Origin of the sequence: Sorangium sp. So ce321 (genome assembly GCF_051530195.1) — a bacterium.
Taxonomy (GTDB): domain Bacteria; phylum Myxococcota_A; class Polyangia; order Polyangiales; family Polyangiaceae; genus Sorangium.
Genome location: NZ_CP150329.1, coordinates 12,186,149 through 12,204,891 on the forward strand (window position 1 = coordinate 12,186,149; position 18,743 = coordinate 12,204,891).

Consider the following 18,743-nt stretch of genomic DNA (forward strand, 5'->3'; position numbering starts at 1 on the left):
AGGCGCCGGTGAACGCCCGGCGTCCTCGAGGAGGGAGAGAGAAGGAGAGAACGGAAAGAGCGCGCTCAGCACGCTCGCCGCCGGCCCCCTCCGCGCCCGGACGTTCTGGAACGCTCGGTCCAGAATGATCGCCCGGGCACCCCCCACGCATCCCGGGCCCGCCTCAGGGATCGTCCTCCACCCACAGCCTCGGCCCGCTGTCCCGCCCCGGCCCCTTCTGGCCGACCAGCACCGCCCCGATCCAGACCTCCTTCGCCGTCTCCCCCGCGTCGCCCGCCTGCGGCCCGAGCAGCGACAGCCGCACGACGCGCTCGCCCGGCGCGAGGTCGTCGCCCAGGCGGATCACCGAGCGCCCCACCCCGTCCGTGCCGCGCCGATCGGTCGCCGCTTCCCACAGCGTCGCGCGCGTGAGATCGCCGCCCCGGCCCGCCAGCACGCCGTCCGGGAGCGTCACGCGCCGGAAGAACGCCGCCTCGCGCGACGCGGGCTTCGCCCCCTCGATCCGGTACCGGACGCGGTAGTCCGCGTTCTCCCCGGGCGTCACCACGAACAGCACGAGGTGCAGCGTCTCGCCCGCCTCCTGCCTGAAGCGGTACGTCATCGGCCGGCCGCGCGTCAGCTCGAACACGTCGCGCCGGCGCACGATCGCCCCGCCGTTCGCCGGCGGCGCGTCCGTGTACGCGGCCCCCGCGTCGCCGAGCCCCTCGATCTCGATCTTGCGCGTGCCCGCCGGCGCCGTCACGCGCAGCGCGCCCGACAGCGCCACGATCGGCTCCTTCAGCGCCACCTCGCCGTCCACGCGCACCGCGACCTCCTTGCCCAGCGACGCGCGCGCTGCCCGATAGATGACCGACAGCCGCCCGGCCCGCGCGCCCTCGCCGTCGACCCGCACGTCCTTCGGCACGAGCAGCGGCGTCCACGCATCCCCCGGCGACGGCTCCCCCGCCGACTGCCACGCCGGCATCAGCAACCGCCGGCGCACCGGCGCGTGCTCGGGGGTGAGGGTGCGCTCCGGCCGATCCGCGTCCGACCTCGCGCCCTCCCCCGAGCGCTCGATCCGCACCTGCTCGCGCAGGTCCGAGAAGCGCTCCTTCCGCTCGAGATCGTCGAGGTTCACCGCCCGGACGTCGGTCCACGTGCTCACGTCGAACGGCGCGTAACGCCACGTCTCGTCCTCGGCCAGCGCGACCCGGTACGGCAGCCGGTACAGGGTCTCGTTCACCCCCGGCTCGATCGTGCGCAGCCGCACGCGCGTCCTCGCGTCGCCCGTGATCTCGATCCGCTCCACCCCCGCCGGCGGCCGGAGGATCGCGAGCCGCGGCTCGGACGAGTCGAATCCGTCGTTCCACCACTCGAAGCGCGATCGCGGGAGCGTCACCTTGAGCTCGGCCCGCTCGGACGGCCCCGGACCCCACCGCGCCACCACCGTCGCATCGCCCTGGTTCGCGCCGCCGCTCGCCTCGATCTCGGTCCGGATCAGCAGCCCGAGGAGCTCCTGCCCGGGCGCCATCCGCGCGATCACCGGGTCGCTCGGATCCAGCGCCAGGTAGCGCACGATGCGCACGTCCGGCGGCGTCTGGAGCCGCGCCGGCGCGGCCGACGAGGCCGTCGTGGACCCAGCGCCAGGCGCAGCCGCCGCCGCTGCGCCAGGTGCAGCCGCCGCCGCGCCAGGTTCCGCCGACGCCGCGCCGGGTTCCGCCGACGCCGCGCCAGGTTCCGCCGCCGCCGCGCCAGGTTCCGCCGACGCCGCGCCGGACACAGCCGCGCCCTCGCCCGCGTCCGCGGGCGGAGGCATCGCCGGGTGGACGATCTCGCCGACCTGCTGCAGCGCCTGCGCCTCCGGCGCGCCGAACCGCACGCCGAAATCCGGGCCGACGCCGTCGATGACCACCGTCCGGATGTCCTCCCGCGCGAGCCGCACCGTCGCCCGCCCGAGCGGGCCGAGCTCCACGCTCGCGGACGAGCTCGCGCCGTCCGCGACCCGCACCGTGCGACCCGGCGGGCCCTCGATGTCGAGCGACAGCGGACCGCGGAAGTTCAGCGCGGCCGCGTGGCGCTCGCCGACCACGAACTCGGACGCGCCGCGCCCCTCGGCGCGCGGGTACGGCATGCGGAACCGCCGCAGGAGGAGCCGCGACATCTCGTAATCGAGCCCCTCGCGTCCCCCGGCCTCGAGCCGCCGCGCCCAGCCCCGGAGCAGCTCCTTGCGCGCCGGCTCCGGCAGGTCGGCGAAGCCGAGCGCCGACACCCGGCGCCCCAGCTGCCGCCGCTCCTCCGCGTCGAGGCTCTGCTCGAAGACGGCGCGCGACGTCTCGCTGCGCTCATAGCGGCCCTCCAGCCGGGACAGGATCGTCAGATCGATCGGCGCGCCGTCGGTCCCCACCGCGGGCTTCGCCCGGAGCCGCACCTGGCCGCCCTGCGGGAGCACGTCGTGCGTGATGAGCAGCGTCGAGCGAGGATCCGTCACCGCGCCCCCGCCGCCAGCGAGCCGCGCCGCGTATTCGCCCTCGCCGAGCGGGCGATCCGGGTCGCAGCTCACCCGGCTCTCGAGGTCGTACACGTGCCGCGCGACCTCCTTCCCCCGCTCGTTCACGAACGCCGCGACGAACCCGTACGGGTAGCGCTTCGCCGAGTCGCAGACGTCGGCCTTCACGCCCGCCCAGGTCGTCACCTCGACGGCGTCGATCTCGGCCGGGATCTTCACCACGAGATCCCGCTGCGGCTCGATGTGGTAGGCGAGGATCTCGTCCTCGGCCGGCAGCGAGCTGCCGAGCGGCGGCGCGCTCGGCAGGAGCGAGAGCGCCGCCGCCGTCACCCCGAGCAGCGACATCGCGATCAGCCAGCGCGGGTTCAGCCCCTTGCGCGGCGCGCTCACCCGCGCGCGGAAGCCCCCCGTCGCCTGGCGCGCCCGCGCCGGCGGCCGCGCAGGGCGCGGCGGCGCGGCCGCCTCGTGGATCGAGGGCTCGCGGCGCTTCGCCGGGGCGCTCACGGGGCCGCCTCCTGCGGGGCCGCGCCGGGCGACGCAGACCCCGACGCCGGCGCCACCGCGCCGGGCGACGCAGACCCCGACGCCGGCGCCACCGCGCCGGGCGACGCAGACCCCGACGCCGGCGCCACCGCACCCGCCGCGCTCGACGGACCCGCCCCGGCCGCCTGGACCCGGAGCGCGCTCGTGCCGACGGTGACCGCGCGCCGCAGCCGCAGCTCGCCAGGCACGGCCGGGCCCGGGACCGCGACGAGCGCGCCGTCGATCGGCAGGAGCTGCGCCTCGCCCGGCCGCGCCGCGATGGCCCACGGTCGCCCCGTGATCACGTCGCGCCCGAGCTCCACATGGCACCGCGCCGCCGCCCCGGCGCGCGGCCCGTCCGCCTGCGCGCCCCTCGCCAGCGCCGCCTGCGCGCCCGCGCCCCCGGCCGCAGCCGCCTGCGCGCCCCCCGCCGCGGCCGCCTGCGCGCCCCCCGCCGCGGCCGCCTGCGCGCCCCCGGCCAGCGCCGCCTGCGCCGCGAAGTGCGCCCTCAGGTAGTACGGGTTCCGCTCGGTGGTGTAGCGCCGGAAGCCCTCCATCGACGCGGCGAGATCGCACTCCGCCGCCACCCCCCGGGTCGGGCACGCCTCGTCCCCGCTCGCCCCCGCGCCCGGCGCCGCGCACGACGCGAGCGCCCGCGCCCGCTCGGCCACGTCGAGCGGCGCGGGCGCCACCCCGAGCCGCGTGAGCCGCGCCTCGAGCCGCGTCTCCCCCTGCCCCGGCGCCGCGAAGCGCCGCAGCTCGAAGAAGCGCCGGATCGCGCTGCCCAGGTACACGATCGCGAACCGCCCCTCGGCGAACCGCTTCGCGTAGCTCATCGCCATGTCCGTCGCGCCGCTGAACGGCACCTGCTCGCGCGTGCCGTCGAAGATCCCGACGCGCAGCTCCAGATCGCGCAGCGTCTCCAGCAGCGGCCCCGCGAAGGTGGGCACGTGCTCCGGCCGCACGACCTCGTACCCGAACGAGACCACCGCGTCGCGCTCGTAGCTCCGCTCCGCCTCGATCGCCTGGACCGACAGCGCGGTGCCGCCGTCCCCGACCCACACCTCGTGCGCCCGCTGGAAGAAGCTGCGCAGCCCCTCCGCGCGCCGCACGTCGGCCGCGCCGCTCGGCTCCGCCGTGGGCACCGCCCCCGCGAGCAGCAGCGACTGCGCGGAGAGCGCGTCAGCGAGCGCGAGCCCCGCGCCGAACACCCCGATCTGCCACCGCGGCGCGGGCACCTCGACGAGCATCGCGCCCGTGAGCGGCGACCTCACCGCGTCCGGCGAGGACGCCGTGGGCAAGATCCCGCCGATCGACGCCGCAGGCCCCGCGCGGCGCGCCGCCGGCCCCGGCGGCGGCGGCGGCGCGGGCGGGTGCGAAAGCACGAGCCACGCCGGGTTCCCGCGGCGCTCCGGGCCGCCCTCCTCCGGCCCCGGCTCCGCGATGCCCCACGCCGCCGGCGCGGCGTCCGTACCGCCGATGCGCACCTCGCGGTACCCGAGGCGCCCGAGGATCGCCCGCTCCCACGCGGTCGGCGCCGGCGCGCCAGCGGCGCCGCCGCCGCGCGTCGCCGCCGCGATCAGCCGCGGCGCCACGACGCTGTCGAACAGCCGGAGCTCCTCGATCGACGGCGGCCGGAACCGGCCCGGCTGGACCTCCGTCAGGGACACCATCCGCTTCGAGAGCTCCTCCTCCAGCGTCCCGCTCCAGCGCACGACCTCCGGCACGCCGAGCACGCGCGCGCCGACCGCCTCCGCGACCTGGCGCGGCACCCGCAACCGCGGCGCGTCGGCGAGGAGCGTCGACTGCTCGGCCGCCGGGCGGAACGTCATCGCCGTCTCGGCGCCGAGCCCCTCGCCGATCGACACGACCGGCAGCCCCGCCGGCGAGCCCACGACGCTGAGCTCCGGCCCGTCGCCGCCGCCCGGCTCGACGATCAGCACCTGCGGGTCCTCCATCGCCTCCATCATCGCGGCCGCGAACGCCTCGTCGTGGCGCCGGATCGCGCCGTGGCGCGACAGCAGCACGACCCCCGACGCGTCGAGGAGCTCCGCCACCCGGAGCGCCACCGCCGGCAGCGCGGAGCCGATCTCCGCGGGCGCCGCCAGCACCAGCCACTCGGGCGCGGACGTCGGGCTCCGGCCGACGCGCTTGCGGAGCGCCGCCCGCGGCGCGCTCGGCGCGTCCTCCGCGTCCTCGAACCGCGCGCTCATCACGTACCACGGCCTGTCGCCGTCGCCCTCCCGCGCGCCCTCCCGTACCACCGAGACCCGCGCGCGCTCCGCCACGCCGAGCAGCTCGTCCGCCGGCCGGCCGTCGCGCAGCACGCTGCGCGCGAGGCGGTAGGCGACCCGCCGCGACTCGATGTCGGCCGCGATCGCGGCCGCCCGCGGGCGCGGGCCGGGCCGCGGCACCGTGTCCGCGAGCACCAGCGACAGCGCCGCGCTCTCGACGCGCGGCGGCGGCCTCGCCTCGGCCGCCGGCGGCGGCGGCGCGCTGCCCCAGCCGAGCGCGACGAGCGCGTAGCCGACCGCGTTGCCCGCGAGGAACGCCGTGAACGACACCTGGAGCGTCGGCATGATCACGATGCCGACGTGCTCCTTGTTCCACATCTTCACGGCGAGCAGGCTCGGGAGCAGGTACCCGAAGCCGAAGTAGTCGATCATCTGCAGCCCCGGCGCGTACCGCACCATGGCGAAGCCGATCGCCATCTTCACGACGAAGCCGAGCACGTACACGAAGATCATGCGCCTCGGCCCCACGAGCAGCATCCGGGAGAAGGGGCGCACCGACGTGATCCAGCGCGACAGATAGAAGACGACCAGCGCCTCGACCGTCGTCGTGAGCAGCTTCGTCGGCTCGTACCAGGCCACCGCGAGCAGACCCGGCACGAGGATGCCGTTGTAGTCCCACCCGTAGCGGACGTTGTTGCGGGCGCCCAGCAGCGCGCCGATGACCAGGATGATGTGGGCCTTCGGCAGCTCGAGGAACTCGAGCGACAGGCTCTCGTTGAGGACCTGGAAGCGCGAGACCGACAGGTTCGTCGTCCGGAGCAGCACGCCGAGCACGAGCGCGGTCAGCATCGTGACGACCGCGAGCCGCGGCGCCGCGCGCAGGAGGCCGCTGTTCCAGAAGGCGTTCGCGATGAGCGGCACGAGCACGAGCCCGATGCTGTAGAGCTCCCGCGAGTGCACGAAGTCGTAGCGCGCCGAGACCTCGGGCACGACGAAGCCCTCGACGAAGAGCCGCACGATGACCGCACCGATGATGAACAGGTAGAACCGCTCGCGCCCGAAGGCGGTCGACCACGCGCCGGTCCGGGTGATCCAGCGGCCGATCAGCGCGACGAACATGTACGTCACGACCGACTCCGCGATGATGAACACCGCGGTCACCGGGGCCGCGAAGAACACCGTCGCGAGGTAGCCGGGCACGACGAGCCCCGCGTACGTCCACCCGAGCGTCTCGGTGAAGAGCGTCCCGAAGACGAGCCCGATCAGGACCGCGGTGTGGAGGCTGCGGTCAAGCCCGTTCGGTGGGAAGAGCGGCAGGTTGGCGAGCATGCGGCGGTGCGGCGGGACGGCGGCGGAAGGCGGCGGTCCGCCGGATCGGGATCAGCGCGCGCCGCCGCCCGACCCGGCGTGGCGCGCCGCTACGGCAGCGTGGTGGCCAGGCCGAGCGCGCTCGGCGCGCCCCAGCCCGTCGGGTAGTCCCAGCCCGGCCCCGCGGCAAACAACTCCGTCGCGCCGCTCACGACGTCGCGGAACGTCGCCTGCACCGCGGGGGTCGTGTAGAGGATCGAGTTCAGGAAGCCGACGCGCGGCAGGCCTTGCGCGGCGCGGTAGCTGTTCACCACGGCGACGATCCCGGCGAACGCGGGCGAGGAGAACGACGTCCCGGCGTAGCGGCGCCACTCGCCGAGGTAGTAGACCCAGTACGGGTTCGGCGAGCTCGAGGCGTGCATCGCGAGGTCCGCGACCGCCCGCTTGCCGTCGGACCCCTCCACGATCCCCACCTGCCACGCGGGGATCGGGAACGAGAGCGTCGGGCCGGAGCCGGACCAGGTCCACGCGTTCTCGCTCTCGACCTCGCCGTTGCCGGTGAGCCAGAGCTGCGTCCCGCCGACCCCGGTCACGTACGGGCTCGCCGAGGGCGTGTCGGTCTGCCCGGAGTCGCCGGTCGCCGCGATCACCGTGATCCCGAGCGCGGCGGCCATCTGCGCCGCGTAGTGGTACTGGAGCCGCACGGCCGGCGGCTCGGAGTCCTCGCGGTGCGCGAACGAGTCCGTGATGACCGACACCTCGCCGCGGGCGATCGCCTCGTTGAACGTGTAGACCATCGACGTGTTGCGCGCGTCGGGCCCCTGGTACACGACGACGTCCGCGCCCGGGGCGAGGCCCGCCGACCACTGGACGTCGAGCGTCGACTCCGTGTAGCGCGTCGAGACCGGCTCCATGGTCAGGACGATCTCCGGGTTTGCCCGCTGCAGGCCGAACGATCGCCAGAACGACTGCAGGTCCTTGAGCTTGAAGGTGGCGCCGACGGTGACCCCGAGCTTCACCCCCTGGCCCGTGAACCCGAGCTCGTAGAGGTCGTCGAGGTCGTACGCGGCCGCGATCTGCGCGGGGGTGAACCCCCGATCGACGTCGCCAGGCGGCTCCGACACGATGTCCCCGCCCTCGGCGGGCAGCGGCTTGGTGCTCGCCGCGAGATCCGCGGTGATGATGCCGGTCGTGCGCTCGGAGACCCACGTCGGCACGGTGAGCTGCTCCAGCGAGCCGAAGACGTCGAACGGCGGGTTCCCCGCCTGCGGGTTCTCCCGCTCGAAGACCCTGAGCTCGGTCTCGAAGGCCTCGTTGAACTGGGCCACCGTGCCGGTGAACTGGATCAGCAGCCGGTTCGTGGCCGTGAAGTTCACCTGAAACCCCTGCTCCTCGAGCCAGAGCTTCACGAGGTGCACGTCGAGCTCCCGCGGCGCGTACGCATCGAGCCACGCCTCCGGGGTGAGGTACTGGCGGAACCGCGGGCTCTCCGGGTCGTAGATCTCCTGGATCGCCTGCTCGAGGCGCCCCGAGTTGCGGATGGGGAAGCCCATCAGCGCGCGGACCACCTCGTCGCCCCCGGCGACGCCCTTGTCGGTGTACACGCCGGGCAGCGGGCTCGGGATGCCGTCCGTCGCCTCGGTGGGCTCGCGCTCCTCCTCGGTGAAGTCCGGCAGCTCGTCCGGCAGCGGCACCCCGCCGGCCCCGCCCTCCCCGCCGCCGCCCTCCGCGGCGCCCCCGGTGCCGCTCGCTGTCGCGCCCCCGCCGCCGCTCGCTGTCGCGCCCCCGCCCCCGCCGGCGCCCCCTGCCCCGCCGCTGCCCGACGGATTTGCGAGCTGCGCACCCGACTCGCAGCCACAGCTCGAGGCCGAGAAGACGACGCTGCTGGTCAGAGCGAACAACCCGAGGACAGGAGCGACCCGGAGAACAGATGAAGAGCGACGCATATGCAGGATCGATTCAATCCCCTTCCGACAGGCCGATCCAGCCCAATCGACACCGCTCGCTGACGTCGCATCACACGCACGCCGCCCGCAACACAACGCGCCTCGACGGCGCGTGCGGAGCACCACATCGCACCTCGTCTCGAACAGAATTCGCTGCTGCGCTGCGGCGAGCGGTCTCGTGTACGAGCGGGCGGCGCACCGGAGAGCGACGCGGACGCCCTGCGCGCCGCCGCGGCGGCGCTGCGCGACCGGCTGTAGGGGGCGTCCTTCTTCTTGAAAAACAGACGGTTTTGGCGCGGCGCACTCCGGTAGACAATTGTATTGGTGCGACCTCGATGCGACGCTCAGCCTGCCTGGGCGCCTCGCGACCCCTGGCGCGCTGCGTTCTCCAGCGATTATGGCGAAGACTTACCGTCCGCGGATCCCCAGGCCCTTTCGCATCCCGCGACCGATGACCTCGCAGTCCGAGGCGGCGCGCTTCGGGTGGCTCGGCCCCGATGTGCTCTCGATCGCCGCGGGGGCGCTGCTCGCCGCCGTGGCGCCGCTCGAGCGGTTCGACTACGTCGCGCGCGGCCTCACCGCGTCGGCGCTCGCCGACGACGCGCCCTCCGCGCAGGTGCTGCTGGTCACCGCCTCGCCCGAGGCGCTGCGCGACGGGCTGTGTGAGCGCTCGCTCCCCGGGCTGCTCGAGCGCGGGCGCGCGCGCGGCGCGCTGCTCGTCCCGCCGGCCGACGCCTTCTGCGGCGGCGACGCGGGAGGCGGCGCCCGCGCGCCGGCGACGGCGGCCGCGCCCGCCGTCCGGCTGCCGCCGGGGCTGCTGCGCCTGAGCGCGGGCGAGGTCGTCGGCTTCTTCCCGCTGACCAGCGAGGCGCGCGCGGCGGAGCTCGGGGCGCTCGGCGTCTCGGCGGCGCCCTGGGTCATCAAGAAAGCGCCGCAGAGCGTGCCCGCGGTCAGCCTGCGCGATCTCGCGGACGGCCAGGTCCCGGCGAACGCGCTCGCCGGCCGCGTCGCCGTCGTCGCGGTGGGCTCGGGGGGCGTCCCGCCCCAGGCCGTCGCCACGTCGGCGCTGCCGCCGGCGAAGGGCGTCGCCGCGGTGCTCGGCGGGCTGCTCGACGGCGGGCGGCGCGCCTCGGCCCCGGCCTGGGCGCCCGCGCTGTTCGTCCTGCTCGCGGGCGGGCTCGTGTGGCTCGCGCGCCGCCGCTACGGGAGCCTGGTCGCCACGACCGCGCTGTTCCTCGCCACGTTCGCGCTCGCCGCGGGCCAGAGCGCGCTCGCCGCGCGGGTGGAGGCGAGCCTGTTGCCGCTGCCGAGCACCCTCTTCGGCCTCGCCGTCGCGTTCGCGGGCGTGATGATCCTCCGCGGGCTCGGCGTGCAGCGCGCCGTCGATCGCGCCGCGGAGCTCATCCAGCGCGCGGCGCTGTTCCGCATGCAGGGGGTCCACACGCTGCGGGACGAGGAGTTCTGGCCGCGCGTGGCGCGCCTCGCGGAGCAGGCGCACCCGGCCGATCTCGTGCTCGTCGCGGAGCTGCCCGCGGGCAGCTGGCACCTCCGGTTCTGGAACGACCGGCGCGACGGCGACAGCCTCGTCGCCGAGCGGCGCCACGACGTCCGCCGCCCGCCGTACAGCAGCGAGCAGGGCGTCCCGGCGATCCGCCTGGCGCGCCGGTTCCTGACGAAGCAGGACATGCCGGCGGTCGTGGTCCCGCTCATCGCGTTCGGCGAGATCGAGGGCTACGTGTTCTTCTGCGGCCCGGTCGCGGAGGCGACGTTCTCGCGCGAGCCGGAGCGGGCGGAGAACGTCGGCCGCGAGCTCGCGCTGCTCCTGCGCAGGAAGCGCCTCGCGCGCACGGCCGAGGCGGGCGCGGGCGAGGCGCGGGCCGGCCACACGCCGACGGACGATCTGGTCGAGGGCGCGCGCGTCGCGCTCGACGACCTCCAGCTCTTCGGGTCGATGCTGCGCAGCGCGCCGGTGGGGCTCCTGTACGCGGACGCGTTCGGCGACGTCCGCTTCGTCGCGCCGGAGTTCGCGAAGTGGCTGCGCGCGCGCGACGTCACGGTGCCGGTGGAGAGCGCGAGCGCGGCGCTCCCGCCCGGCTCGCTCACGCTGGGCGACGTGCTCGGCGCCACGTCCGCGAGCGGCGCCGCCGTGTCGCTCTCCAGCGTGATGGCGAGCGACGAGGGCATCGAGCTCAGCGTCAGCGCGCCCGAGCCTGCGGTGCTCTCGGTGCGCCCGCTCCGCCGCGAGTCCGACGGCTCCTCGTGGATCGCGGGCTACGTGGCCGCGCTCATCCCGGTGAAGCAGCCGGCGCCCGTGTCGGGCAACGTGCGGCCGCTCGCGGCGCGGGACGCGACGGATCCGCTCTGCGCCTTCCAGCTCGGCGATGTCGTGGCCGACGCGGTGGCGAGCGCCGCGCGCGCGACGGGCCGGGCGGTGCGGCTCGAGCCGATCCGCGGCGCGACGCACGCCCTCGGGCACCGCGGCGAGCTCGCGCAGGTGCTCGAGGGGTTCCTGACCGACGTCGCGAGCCGCGGGCTGCCTGGCCACGGCCCGGTGGTGTCGGTGCGCGAGGCGCCGCAGGGCGTGCAGCTGTCGATCCTGGACGTCGGCTTCGGCCTGGGGCTGCCGGAGTCGGCGCTCCAGCGCGTGCTGACCGCGCCTGGCTCTGCCCCTGCCGGGCTGGAGCCGCTCGGCCGGCTGATCCTGGCGGTGGAGGACAGCCACGGCCAGGCGGAGCTCAAGACGAACGACGGCTGGGGGATCACGCTGACGGTGACGCTGCTGCGGGCGCACCCGCGCGCCTTCGTGGCCGCGCACGAGGGCGGCAAGCCGGCGGCGCAGCAGAACGTGATCGCGATCGGGAGGGCGAGCCCGAAGTAGCGCGGGCGAGGGCGGCGGGCGCGGGCGGCGGAGGGCGGCGGGCGCCTCTCATCCCGACATGAGGTGAGAGTCCGGCTGCGTCCCCGCGCCGCGCGACGAACAGGGGCTCCTTGAGCCGGACAGCTCGGGAAAACCTACCAGGGACGAACTTGGGCAACGACATTGTCGTGGCGAACAGTCGCGATCCGTCGTTTCCATTGGAATTCGATCTCGGCGCCCGGCGGATCACGTTTCTCGAGGGGGAGCGCATGAGCCTCGCGATCGGGACGTGCTCGCTGTGGCGCGCGGCTTGACTACCAGCCGATGGGCGGCTCGCGCTACGGGACCTTCGCGCCCTCGGGCGGTCTGCGCGTCGCCCTGTCCGTCGTCGAGGGCCCCGGGCCGGGCCAGGCGCGGTGCACGGCGCTGGAGCTCTCGAGCACCCCGCGCCCGGCCACCTACGAGGCGCTGAGGGGCCGCCAGGGGCCTTCTGGCCTCGGGCCGGTCATGTTCTCGCGCGAGGTCTGGGCGGCGCTCCGCGCCGGCACGCTCGACGCCGGTGGCGCTCTTCTGCACGAGGATCGCCTGCATGATCTGGGGTGGTGGTTCAACGGGCGCTTCTTGAAGCATCGGACGCGCTTGCACTACGATCGCGCGCTCGCAGCGGGGCTACCCACCGCAACGGAGGTGATCGAGGGCGCATGCCGCCATCTCGTCAAGGATCGCATGGACCGCACCGGGGCTCGCTGGTCGCTCCAAGGCGCAGAGGCGGTGCTGCGCCTCTGCTCGCTGCGCTCGAGCGGCGACTTCGAAGCCTACTCGGCGTTCCACCTGCAACAGGAGCATGACCGAACGCACCGTGCACGTCATGGGGGGGATGTCCCCTGGACACCCATGGTCGACGCCTATGGGTGCCGAGGTGGCCCCAGTTGTAGACCACATCGTTGTTGCCAACTTCCGATACATCTCCCCAACACGGTTTCAGGCGAGAAGGCTCATGCGCTCGAACAAACATCTTCTCTTGGCTGAATTACGCGCCCTGAGCTCCGAGCTCGAAGAGCTTCGCCAGGAAGCCGGCCGTTGCGGCAGTTTCGATCCCTTGGAAAAAAAGCTGGGCTCCGTTCGCCAGTTCGTCATGGATGCGGAGAACGCCTCGTGCTGGCGGCGTTGGGAAGGCGATCTCGAGCTTCTTCACGAGGCCACGATGCTTCGCGATGTTCTGGATCGCGCCCTCTGCGACCTGGAAAAGGACCATTCCCGCCACCTTTGCCAGCGACTGGCAGAGGGAACCTTGCCTTTGGAAGGCTATATGGATGCGACTTACACGGAGTTTCAGAAGTCGTTCCGGGCGGAGTTGGCGGCCTCCCGGATAGGCCCGGAATCAAGGATTGTTTTCATAGGGGCCGGGGCGCTGCCCGTCACGGCGCTGCTCTTCGCCCGGGAAAGTGAGGCGAAGTTGCTGTGTCACGATATCGATCCTGAAGCGACCCGCCTCGCAAAAAAGCTTGTCATGCATCAGGGTCTGGCGGAGCGGATCCGGTGTAGCTGCCGTCCGCTCGAGACGATCCCTTGTGTCAGACGGGCGAGCCATTTCATCATCGCCGCATTGGTCAAGGAGAAGGCCGCCATTCTTCGGCAACTAGGCAGCCAGATGCACCGGCAGGCGAAGATCATCCTTCGCTACGGCAACGGCATCAAATCGCTCTGCAATTATCCGTTCGAGAAGGAGATTTCCGGGTCCTGGCACGTCACCCCGCTTATCCATACCGGGGCGGTCTATGACGCCGTGCTTCTCGAGCGACGCAATGGAAGCGAGACGGGCGTGGTTGCCGCCGTCGACCAGAGGCAGGGTGTGCCGTGAAGCTGCTACTGGCGACCTGCGCGAAGATCCCTCCCGAGGCAATCGGCTGCGATCTGGCGCTCAAGAAGGCCCTGGAACATCGGGGTGTGGAAACCGTGTTGCGTCCCTGGGACCAGATCGAACCGCAGGAGGAGGCAAAAGGCCACGCGGCGGGCGTGGTGGTCCGTTCCGTATGGGACTACACGGAACAGAGTGAGAAATTTTTCCTATGGCTCCATGGATTGCGGGACGAGGCGATTCCCGTGATCAATGAGGTCGACCTGCTACTATGGAACTCGAACAAGCGGTATTTGCTGGACCTCATCGCCCACGGAGTACCCTGCCCGGTCACGCGCATCGTCGATCAAAATACAGATATAGAAACCACGGCGTCCGAAATTCCCGGAGATCGGCTCGTCTTGAAGCCCTGCATCGGGGAAAGCGGCGTGGGCGTGACCCTCGTTGAGCGCCACCAGGTGGCCGCGCAGGCCGAGGCCCTGCGCGCCGAAACGGGCCGGAACGATCTCTTGCTCCAGGAATTCGTGCCGGAGATCCGCGAAGGCGAATTGTCGCTCGTGTTCATCGACGGACGTTTCGCCCATGGCGTGAGGAAGCGTCCCAATCCAGATGATTTTCGGGTGAACGGGCGTTACCGCCCGCTTGCTCCGGTGTCCGTTGTTCCCGAGAAGGAGCATGTGGCGGCCGCAGAGGAGGTCTTGCGGCATGTCCCTGGTCGTCCCGTTTACGCGCGGATCGACGGCATCCTGCGCGGTGGCCAGTTTGTCCTGATGGAGATTGAGGTCATCGATCCCGCGCTTTATCTCGACAGGGTCCCCGCGTCGGCAAATGCGTTGGCGGACGCCATCGTGGCGGCAATACGTCCTAGCTGATCCGCGGCAGGTCCTTGTAACGCGAATCGATTTCTCCGAGGACTTCGCGGATGACGTTCATGATCATGCGGATGTCCGATTCGACCAGATCGCCCATGACACCGATGCGGAACGTTCCGGCGGCGGTCAGCCGTCCCGGGAAGATGGTGATCCCGCGCCGCTCCAGTGCTTCGTAAAAGGGCCGGAAGTCATGCGCGAACGGCTCGGGAACATGGAAGGTCGCGATGATGGGTATGGCCACCTCGTCGGGGATCAAGGTCCGGAATCCCCATTGGCGGAAGCCGTCGATCAGGATGCGCCAGTTGCGCCGGTAACGTGCCCCGCGGGCGGCCACGCCGCCTTCCCGCCGGTGTCGTTCGCAGGCCCTGGCCAGGGCCGCGACAACGTGGGTTGGCGGCGTCCAGCGCCAGATGCCGCTCTTTTCCATCGTGCTCCATTGGGCATGGAGATCGAGCGAAAGCGACCTGGACCTGCCCGCCGAGGCGGCCAGGGCGTCTCTGTTGACGAGGACGAGGCCGATGCCCGGGACGCTTTCCAGGCATTTATTGGGAGAGATGATGAGCGCCTCGAGATCGAGCGCGGCCACGTCGATGGGAAAGCCGCCAAAGGAAGCGACGGCATCGATGATGAGGCGCTTGCCCCTGCACCGGGACACTTCCGCTACCATCTCGACCGGATTGAGCACGCCGGTGCCGGTCTCCGCGTGGCACATGGCGATGTGCGTGATGGAGGGGTCGGCGTCGAGGGCTTTTTCGAGATCGTCGCGCGTTGGTAACGGCAGCATCGGAAGGTCGAGGGTCGCGACCTTGAGGCGAATGCCCTCGGCGATTTCCCTGAGCCGGATTCCGTAGAAGCCATTCTGCACGATCAGGATCGTGCCGGTATGCGGCACCAGGGTCTGCATGGCCGCTTCGATGGCGTAGCTGGCGCTGCCTTGTAGGGGAACGCAGGCATGCGTCTCCGTGCCGTTGGCGATCTCGAGCAGATAGCGGCGGATCGCGGCGGTCATGTTGACGAAGTCGCCCCCGTAGGGGTTCCGGTCGAGCAGCATCGTCTCCCGGATTTCCGGCGGGACCGTAAGGGGCCCCGGCGTGAGCAGGTAGTGGTCGTGTCGGCGATTCATTCTAACTTCAAGGCATCCACCCTCAGCAATGGAAGCAGGGCCGCCCGTAGAGAGGGATCGGCCGATGGCTTCGAAAGCCGCCACGCCATTGAGCACGTCATCCATGGGAATGGGATACGGGGCCTCTCCGGAAATGGCATCGGCAAAAGCCTCGATTTCGGCGCGCTCCGTGGAAACAGCCTCAAAGGGAAAGGAACGACCTTTGCCTGCGAGGTCGACAATTTCGAGCGTGTCCGGGTCACGAATCTCCGCGGAACCCTGGGTCCCGAATACCTGAAGACGAAATGTCGGCGCCGTGGCCAGCATCGTCGTCACCGAGGCCGTGGCTCCGGAGGCCAGGGTGAGAAGGGCGGAGACGGTGTCCTCAAGAGGCGCCAGGGCCGGGATGCGCGAGGAGCCCACCGCGAACACGCCGGTGACGGGACCGCCGAGATGGATGATCGCGTCGATCATATGAATGCCACCCCCGGCGAAGCCGCCGGCCGGATTTTCCTCCGCTGTCAAACGCCATTGCCCGGGGGAAAATTGCCCGATGAGATTCGCGGTAAAGTTGCTTTCGATGTGACGAAGGGTGCCCAGGCCGCCCTCCCCGACGACGCTCTTTAGTCTGCGCATCGCGGGAAGAAACCGACGGTTGAACCCCGTGGCCACCACAACTCCCGCCGCCGAGGCGGCAGCGGAAGCCTGCACCGCACTGGAGGAAGTGAGCGTGAAGGGCTTTTCGACAAAAACGGGGCGCCCCGCGCGGACGCAGGCCTCGATCTGCACGGCATGGAGGGAATGAGGTGTGGCGATTACGATGCCCGCGATCGTCGGTTGGGCCAGCGCTTCTTCCAGCGAGGCGAGGACCTTGATTCCCCGCGAGGCGGCCGCCTGTTCGATGCGTCCGGGAGTACGGCTGACCGCGGCGGCAAAACGGACCTTGGGGCTGATGCCCTGCACGGCATCCACGAGGAAGGTGCCCCACCGCCCAAGTCCAACGATTGCCAGGTCGATCATCGTCGTCTTTCAGGTAGAGGTTCCGTCACGTGGCCGATACCTGCGGCGCTTCGCCGCTCTTGGCCGACACGTAGAACCCGTCATGGGTGTGCAAGCGTTGCAAACTGGGATGGAGGGGACGGCGGTCCCCGTGATGCAACTTGAGCCAGAGCCGCAGGAGGAGCCGGCGCCGCTCGACTTCGGGCCAATCCTCGAAGGTGGAGCGCGAATGAAGGACCGTGTAGTTGCTCATCAACGACGCTTCTCCTGGTTCCAGCATGAACTTGTAGGCGAACTCGTCGCTGTCGGCGACTTGCTGAAAATAGTCGAGCGCGTCCCGCTGAAGCTGGGTCATTTCCCTGTTCCTCGCGGCCTGCTCAAGGAACGGCTTGACCATGAAGACGCTGAGCTGGCCCTCGACTTCGCTGAAAACCGGAACGCGGTAATCGGTTATCAGCGACCGCTCGCCCTTCGCCTCCTCTCCCTGCCAATGGACGTAATAACCGGCATAGAGCGGGGCGAGATATTCGGGATGGGTCTCGGCGATCTTGTCATGAACGGCGAGGGCGCTCGCTATCCCGCTATGGCCGCCCAGCTTGGCCTTGCGGATCGCCAGAAGACCGACCAGCGCGCTGAAGTCGCTGTGCATGTCCAGGGGAATATTGGAGTTGTAGGCCCGCCCGCCCCCGAGATCGATGACCTGGTTCAGCCGGTCGCCGTGATGGCTCTGCTCAACCGGCACTCCGAGCTGCTTGCCCACGGCCCAAAACAACAATCCCATTTCCTCCGGCGTATAGGTCTCGACCGGCCAGCCGCGGATGACGATGACGCCGCGCTTGTGGAGAACTTCGTCGGCGATCCGGCGGATATCGTCGTGAATCTCGACGAGGGGAAAATCGCTCTCGGAAGCGGTCCGGAGCGTGAGGTTGCGTTTCCGGGCCTCATCCATGACCTTTTTGAACGCTTTCAGGTGCCGGGGCCCGAGATCGAAGGAGATTTTTTCTTTCGTCAGGTCCGAGGCTCTCCAGGCTCCGGGATGGCCAGTGTACCTTGCAAGGCTGTTGGACATGTCGATTTCCCGCGTGGAGGGTTGCAGGGCAAGTGGGCAATTACCACTAAATCACTTTCTCCGGCGGCGGGGAGAAATTTCCAGCAATTGTGTCGTAAAAACGACGGATGCTCGAGTGAACCGGCTGCTTTTCCTGGGAAGTCCTCAGCCACAGCCGCAGGAGAAAGCGGCGGCGTTCCTGTTCCGGCCAGTCCTCATAGGGAGCGCGGTCGTGCAGAATGGCGTAGTTGTTGACGAACAACGCCTCGCCCGCTTCCAGCATGAAGGTGAATTTCAGCTCATCCCCGACGGCATGAAAGTATTCGAGCGCCTTGCGCTGCAGCTCCGTGAGCGGTTCTTTCCGCTCCGCGACCGCCTGCTCGACGACCCTTTTGTTCATGAAAGAAACGCTGACCTGCCCGTCGAGCTCGCTGAAGATGGGCACGCGGTAGTCGAGGTTTATGGGACGTTCACCCTTTTTCTCGTTGCCCGTCCAGTAAATATAATAGCCTTCATAGAGAGGCGCCAGATAATCTGGGTGCGTGGCGGCGATGCGGTTATGAATTTCTATTCCGCTGACCAGGCCGCTCAATCCCCCCGATTTGGCCCGCCGGATGGCCATCAGCCCCATGATGCCACCGTAATCGGTATGGATCGTCATCGCGTTTTCGGAGGTGAAACCTTTGCCCCGCGTCCCCGGTACCAGCTGGGGAACATCGGTCACATAGCCGAGACGATCCCCTTTCCAGCTTTGAACGATGGGTTGGCCCCATTGCTTGCCTAATGCCCAGTAAAGGAGAGCAATTTCCGCTTCCGTACAGCGGTCCATCGGCCATCCGCGAACGATGACCGCGCCGCGGCCATTCAGGATTCTGTCGGCGATGAGCTGCACATCGTCCTGGATGTCCTCGAGCTGGAAATCCTCGTCGAGAGCGTTCTCGAGCGTGACGCTGCGTTTCCGGGCTTCCTGGATCACGCGGTCAAAGGCCTCCAGGTGTCTGGGCCCGAGATCGAAGGCAACTTCGTCCTTGGTCAGGTTCTTTCCATCCCAGGCCCGGGGGTGTTTGATCTGTTTCGTTTGGATCTTGGAGGGAGCAAACGATGTTTCCATGGTGGGTCATCCTCTCCGGGGCGTGAAGCCGGCAAAGCTGACGAGATCGTTTTTTCTCGTATGATCTTTTCGATAGTGCTGCACTGTTGCCACACAGTATACCGCTTCCCAGGCAACGTCATCATGGGATCCTGCGGGGGACCGGCGTCAATCGCCTTGGACTAGAGCGCGTCCATGCTGTTGCGGGCCGGTGCAGGCAGCCGTCTTGACAAGCTCGGCCCGAGAACTCCGCGGCGCGCACGTGCTGCCGCTGAGCTCGGGGGCGCGTCCGGCGTGGTCGCGCGTAGTGGTTCGAGAGCGAGCCCACCGCGGGCCGCAGCGTAGGGGCGCACGCCGCCGAGCTCGCGCGCAGGGTCTGCGCTCCCGTTCGCACTCTGGCTTGCGCCGAGGCCCCACATCGG

Annotated in this window: 9 protein-coding genes and 1 pseudogene; 4 read left to right on the forward strand and 6 right to left on the reverse strand. The window is 70.6% G+C overall.

Going from position 1 to position 18,743, the window contains the following annotated elements; genetic code table 11:
• Positions 1–163: 163 nt before the first annotated feature.
• The 3 genes from WME89_RS45200 to WME89_RS45210 form a co-directional block, all read right to left on the reverse strand.
• Positions 164–2,989 (reverse strand): hypothetical protein, encoded by a 2,826-nt coding sequence (locus tag WME89_RS45200; RefSeq protein ID WP_438005747.1) that lies wholly within the window; start codon positions 2,987–2,989, stop codon positions 164–166.
• Positions 2,986–6,570, reverse strand: coding sequence for a poly-gamma-glutamate biosynthesis protein PgsC/CapC (locus tag WME89_RS45205; RefSeq protein WP_438005748.1), 3,585 nt, complete (start codon positions 6,568–6,570; stop codon positions 2,986–2,988). The genes WME89_RS45200 and WME89_RS45205 overlap by 4 nt, the downstream gene beginning before the upstream one ends.
• An 89-nt stretch (positions 6,571–6,659) precedes the next feature.
• Positions 6,660–8,450, reverse strand: coding sequence for a S53 family peptidase (locus tag WME89_RS45210; protein ID WP_438005749.1), 1,791 nt, complete (start codon positions 8,448–8,450; stop codon positions 6,660–6,662).
• Positions 8,451–8,946: 496 nt separating this feature from the next.
• Here WME89_RS45210 and WME89_RS45215 point away from each other — a divergent pair, with 496 nt between their 5' ends.
• The 4 genes and pseudogenes from WME89_RS45215 (at position 8,947) to WME89_RS45230 (ending at position 14,082) form a co-directional block, all read left to right on the forward strand.
• Positions 8,947–11,373 (forward strand): hypothetical protein, encoded by a 2,427-nt coding sequence (locus WME89_RS45215; protein WP_438005750.1) that lies wholly within the window; start codon positions 8,947–8,949, stop codon positions 11,371–11,373.
• 600 nt (positions 11,374–11,973) lie between these two features.
• Positions 11,974–12,237: pseudogene (locus WME89_RS45220) on the forward strand (ISKra4 family transposase); the annotation flags it as partial.
• A gap of 112 nt (positions 12,238–12,349) precedes the next feature.
• Entirely contained in the window at positions 12,350–13,213 is an 864-nt protein-coding gene (locus tag WME89_RS45225; RefSeq protein ID WP_438005751.1) for a nicotianamine synthase family protein, read from the forward strand.
• Complete coding sequence (locus tag WME89_RS45230) at positions 13,210–14,082, forward strand: ATP-grasp domain-containing protein (RefSeq protein ID WP_438005752.1); 873 nt, start codon at positions 13,210–13,212, stop codon at positions 14,080–14,082. Before WME89_RS45225 ends, WME89_RS45230 begins: the two co-directional genes overlap by 4 nt.
• Here WME89_RS45230 and WME89_RS45235 read toward each other — a convergent pair.
• From WME89_RS45235 to WME89_RS45245, 3 genes are read right to left on the reverse strand one after another with little or no spacing between them, the layout of a single operon-like run.
• Positions 14,075–16,204 carry a 2-aminoethylphosphonate--pyruvate transaminase gene (locus tag WME89_RS45235; protein ID WP_438005753.1) on the reverse strand — a complete coding sequence of 710 codons (2,130 nt, stop codon included), beginning with the start codon at positions 16,202–16,204 and terminating at the stop codon, positions 14,075–14,077. The genes WME89_RS45230 and WME89_RS45235 overlap by 8 nt on opposite strands.
• Before the next feature lie 25 nt (positions 16,205–16,229).
• Entirely contained in the window at positions 16,230–17,252 is a 1,023-nt protein-coding gene (locus tag WME89_RS45240) for a TauD/TfdA family dioxygenase (protein WP_438005754.1), read from the reverse strand.
• Between the two features lie 46 nt (positions 17,253–17,298).
• Positions 17,299–18,342: a TauD/TfdA family dioxygenase gene (locus tag WME89_RS45245; RefSeq protein ID WP_438005755.1), complete on the reverse strand. Its 1,044-nt coding sequence runs from the start codon at positions 18,340–18,342 to the stop codon at positions 17,299–17,301.
• Positions 18,343–18,743 lie beyond the last annotated feature (401 nt).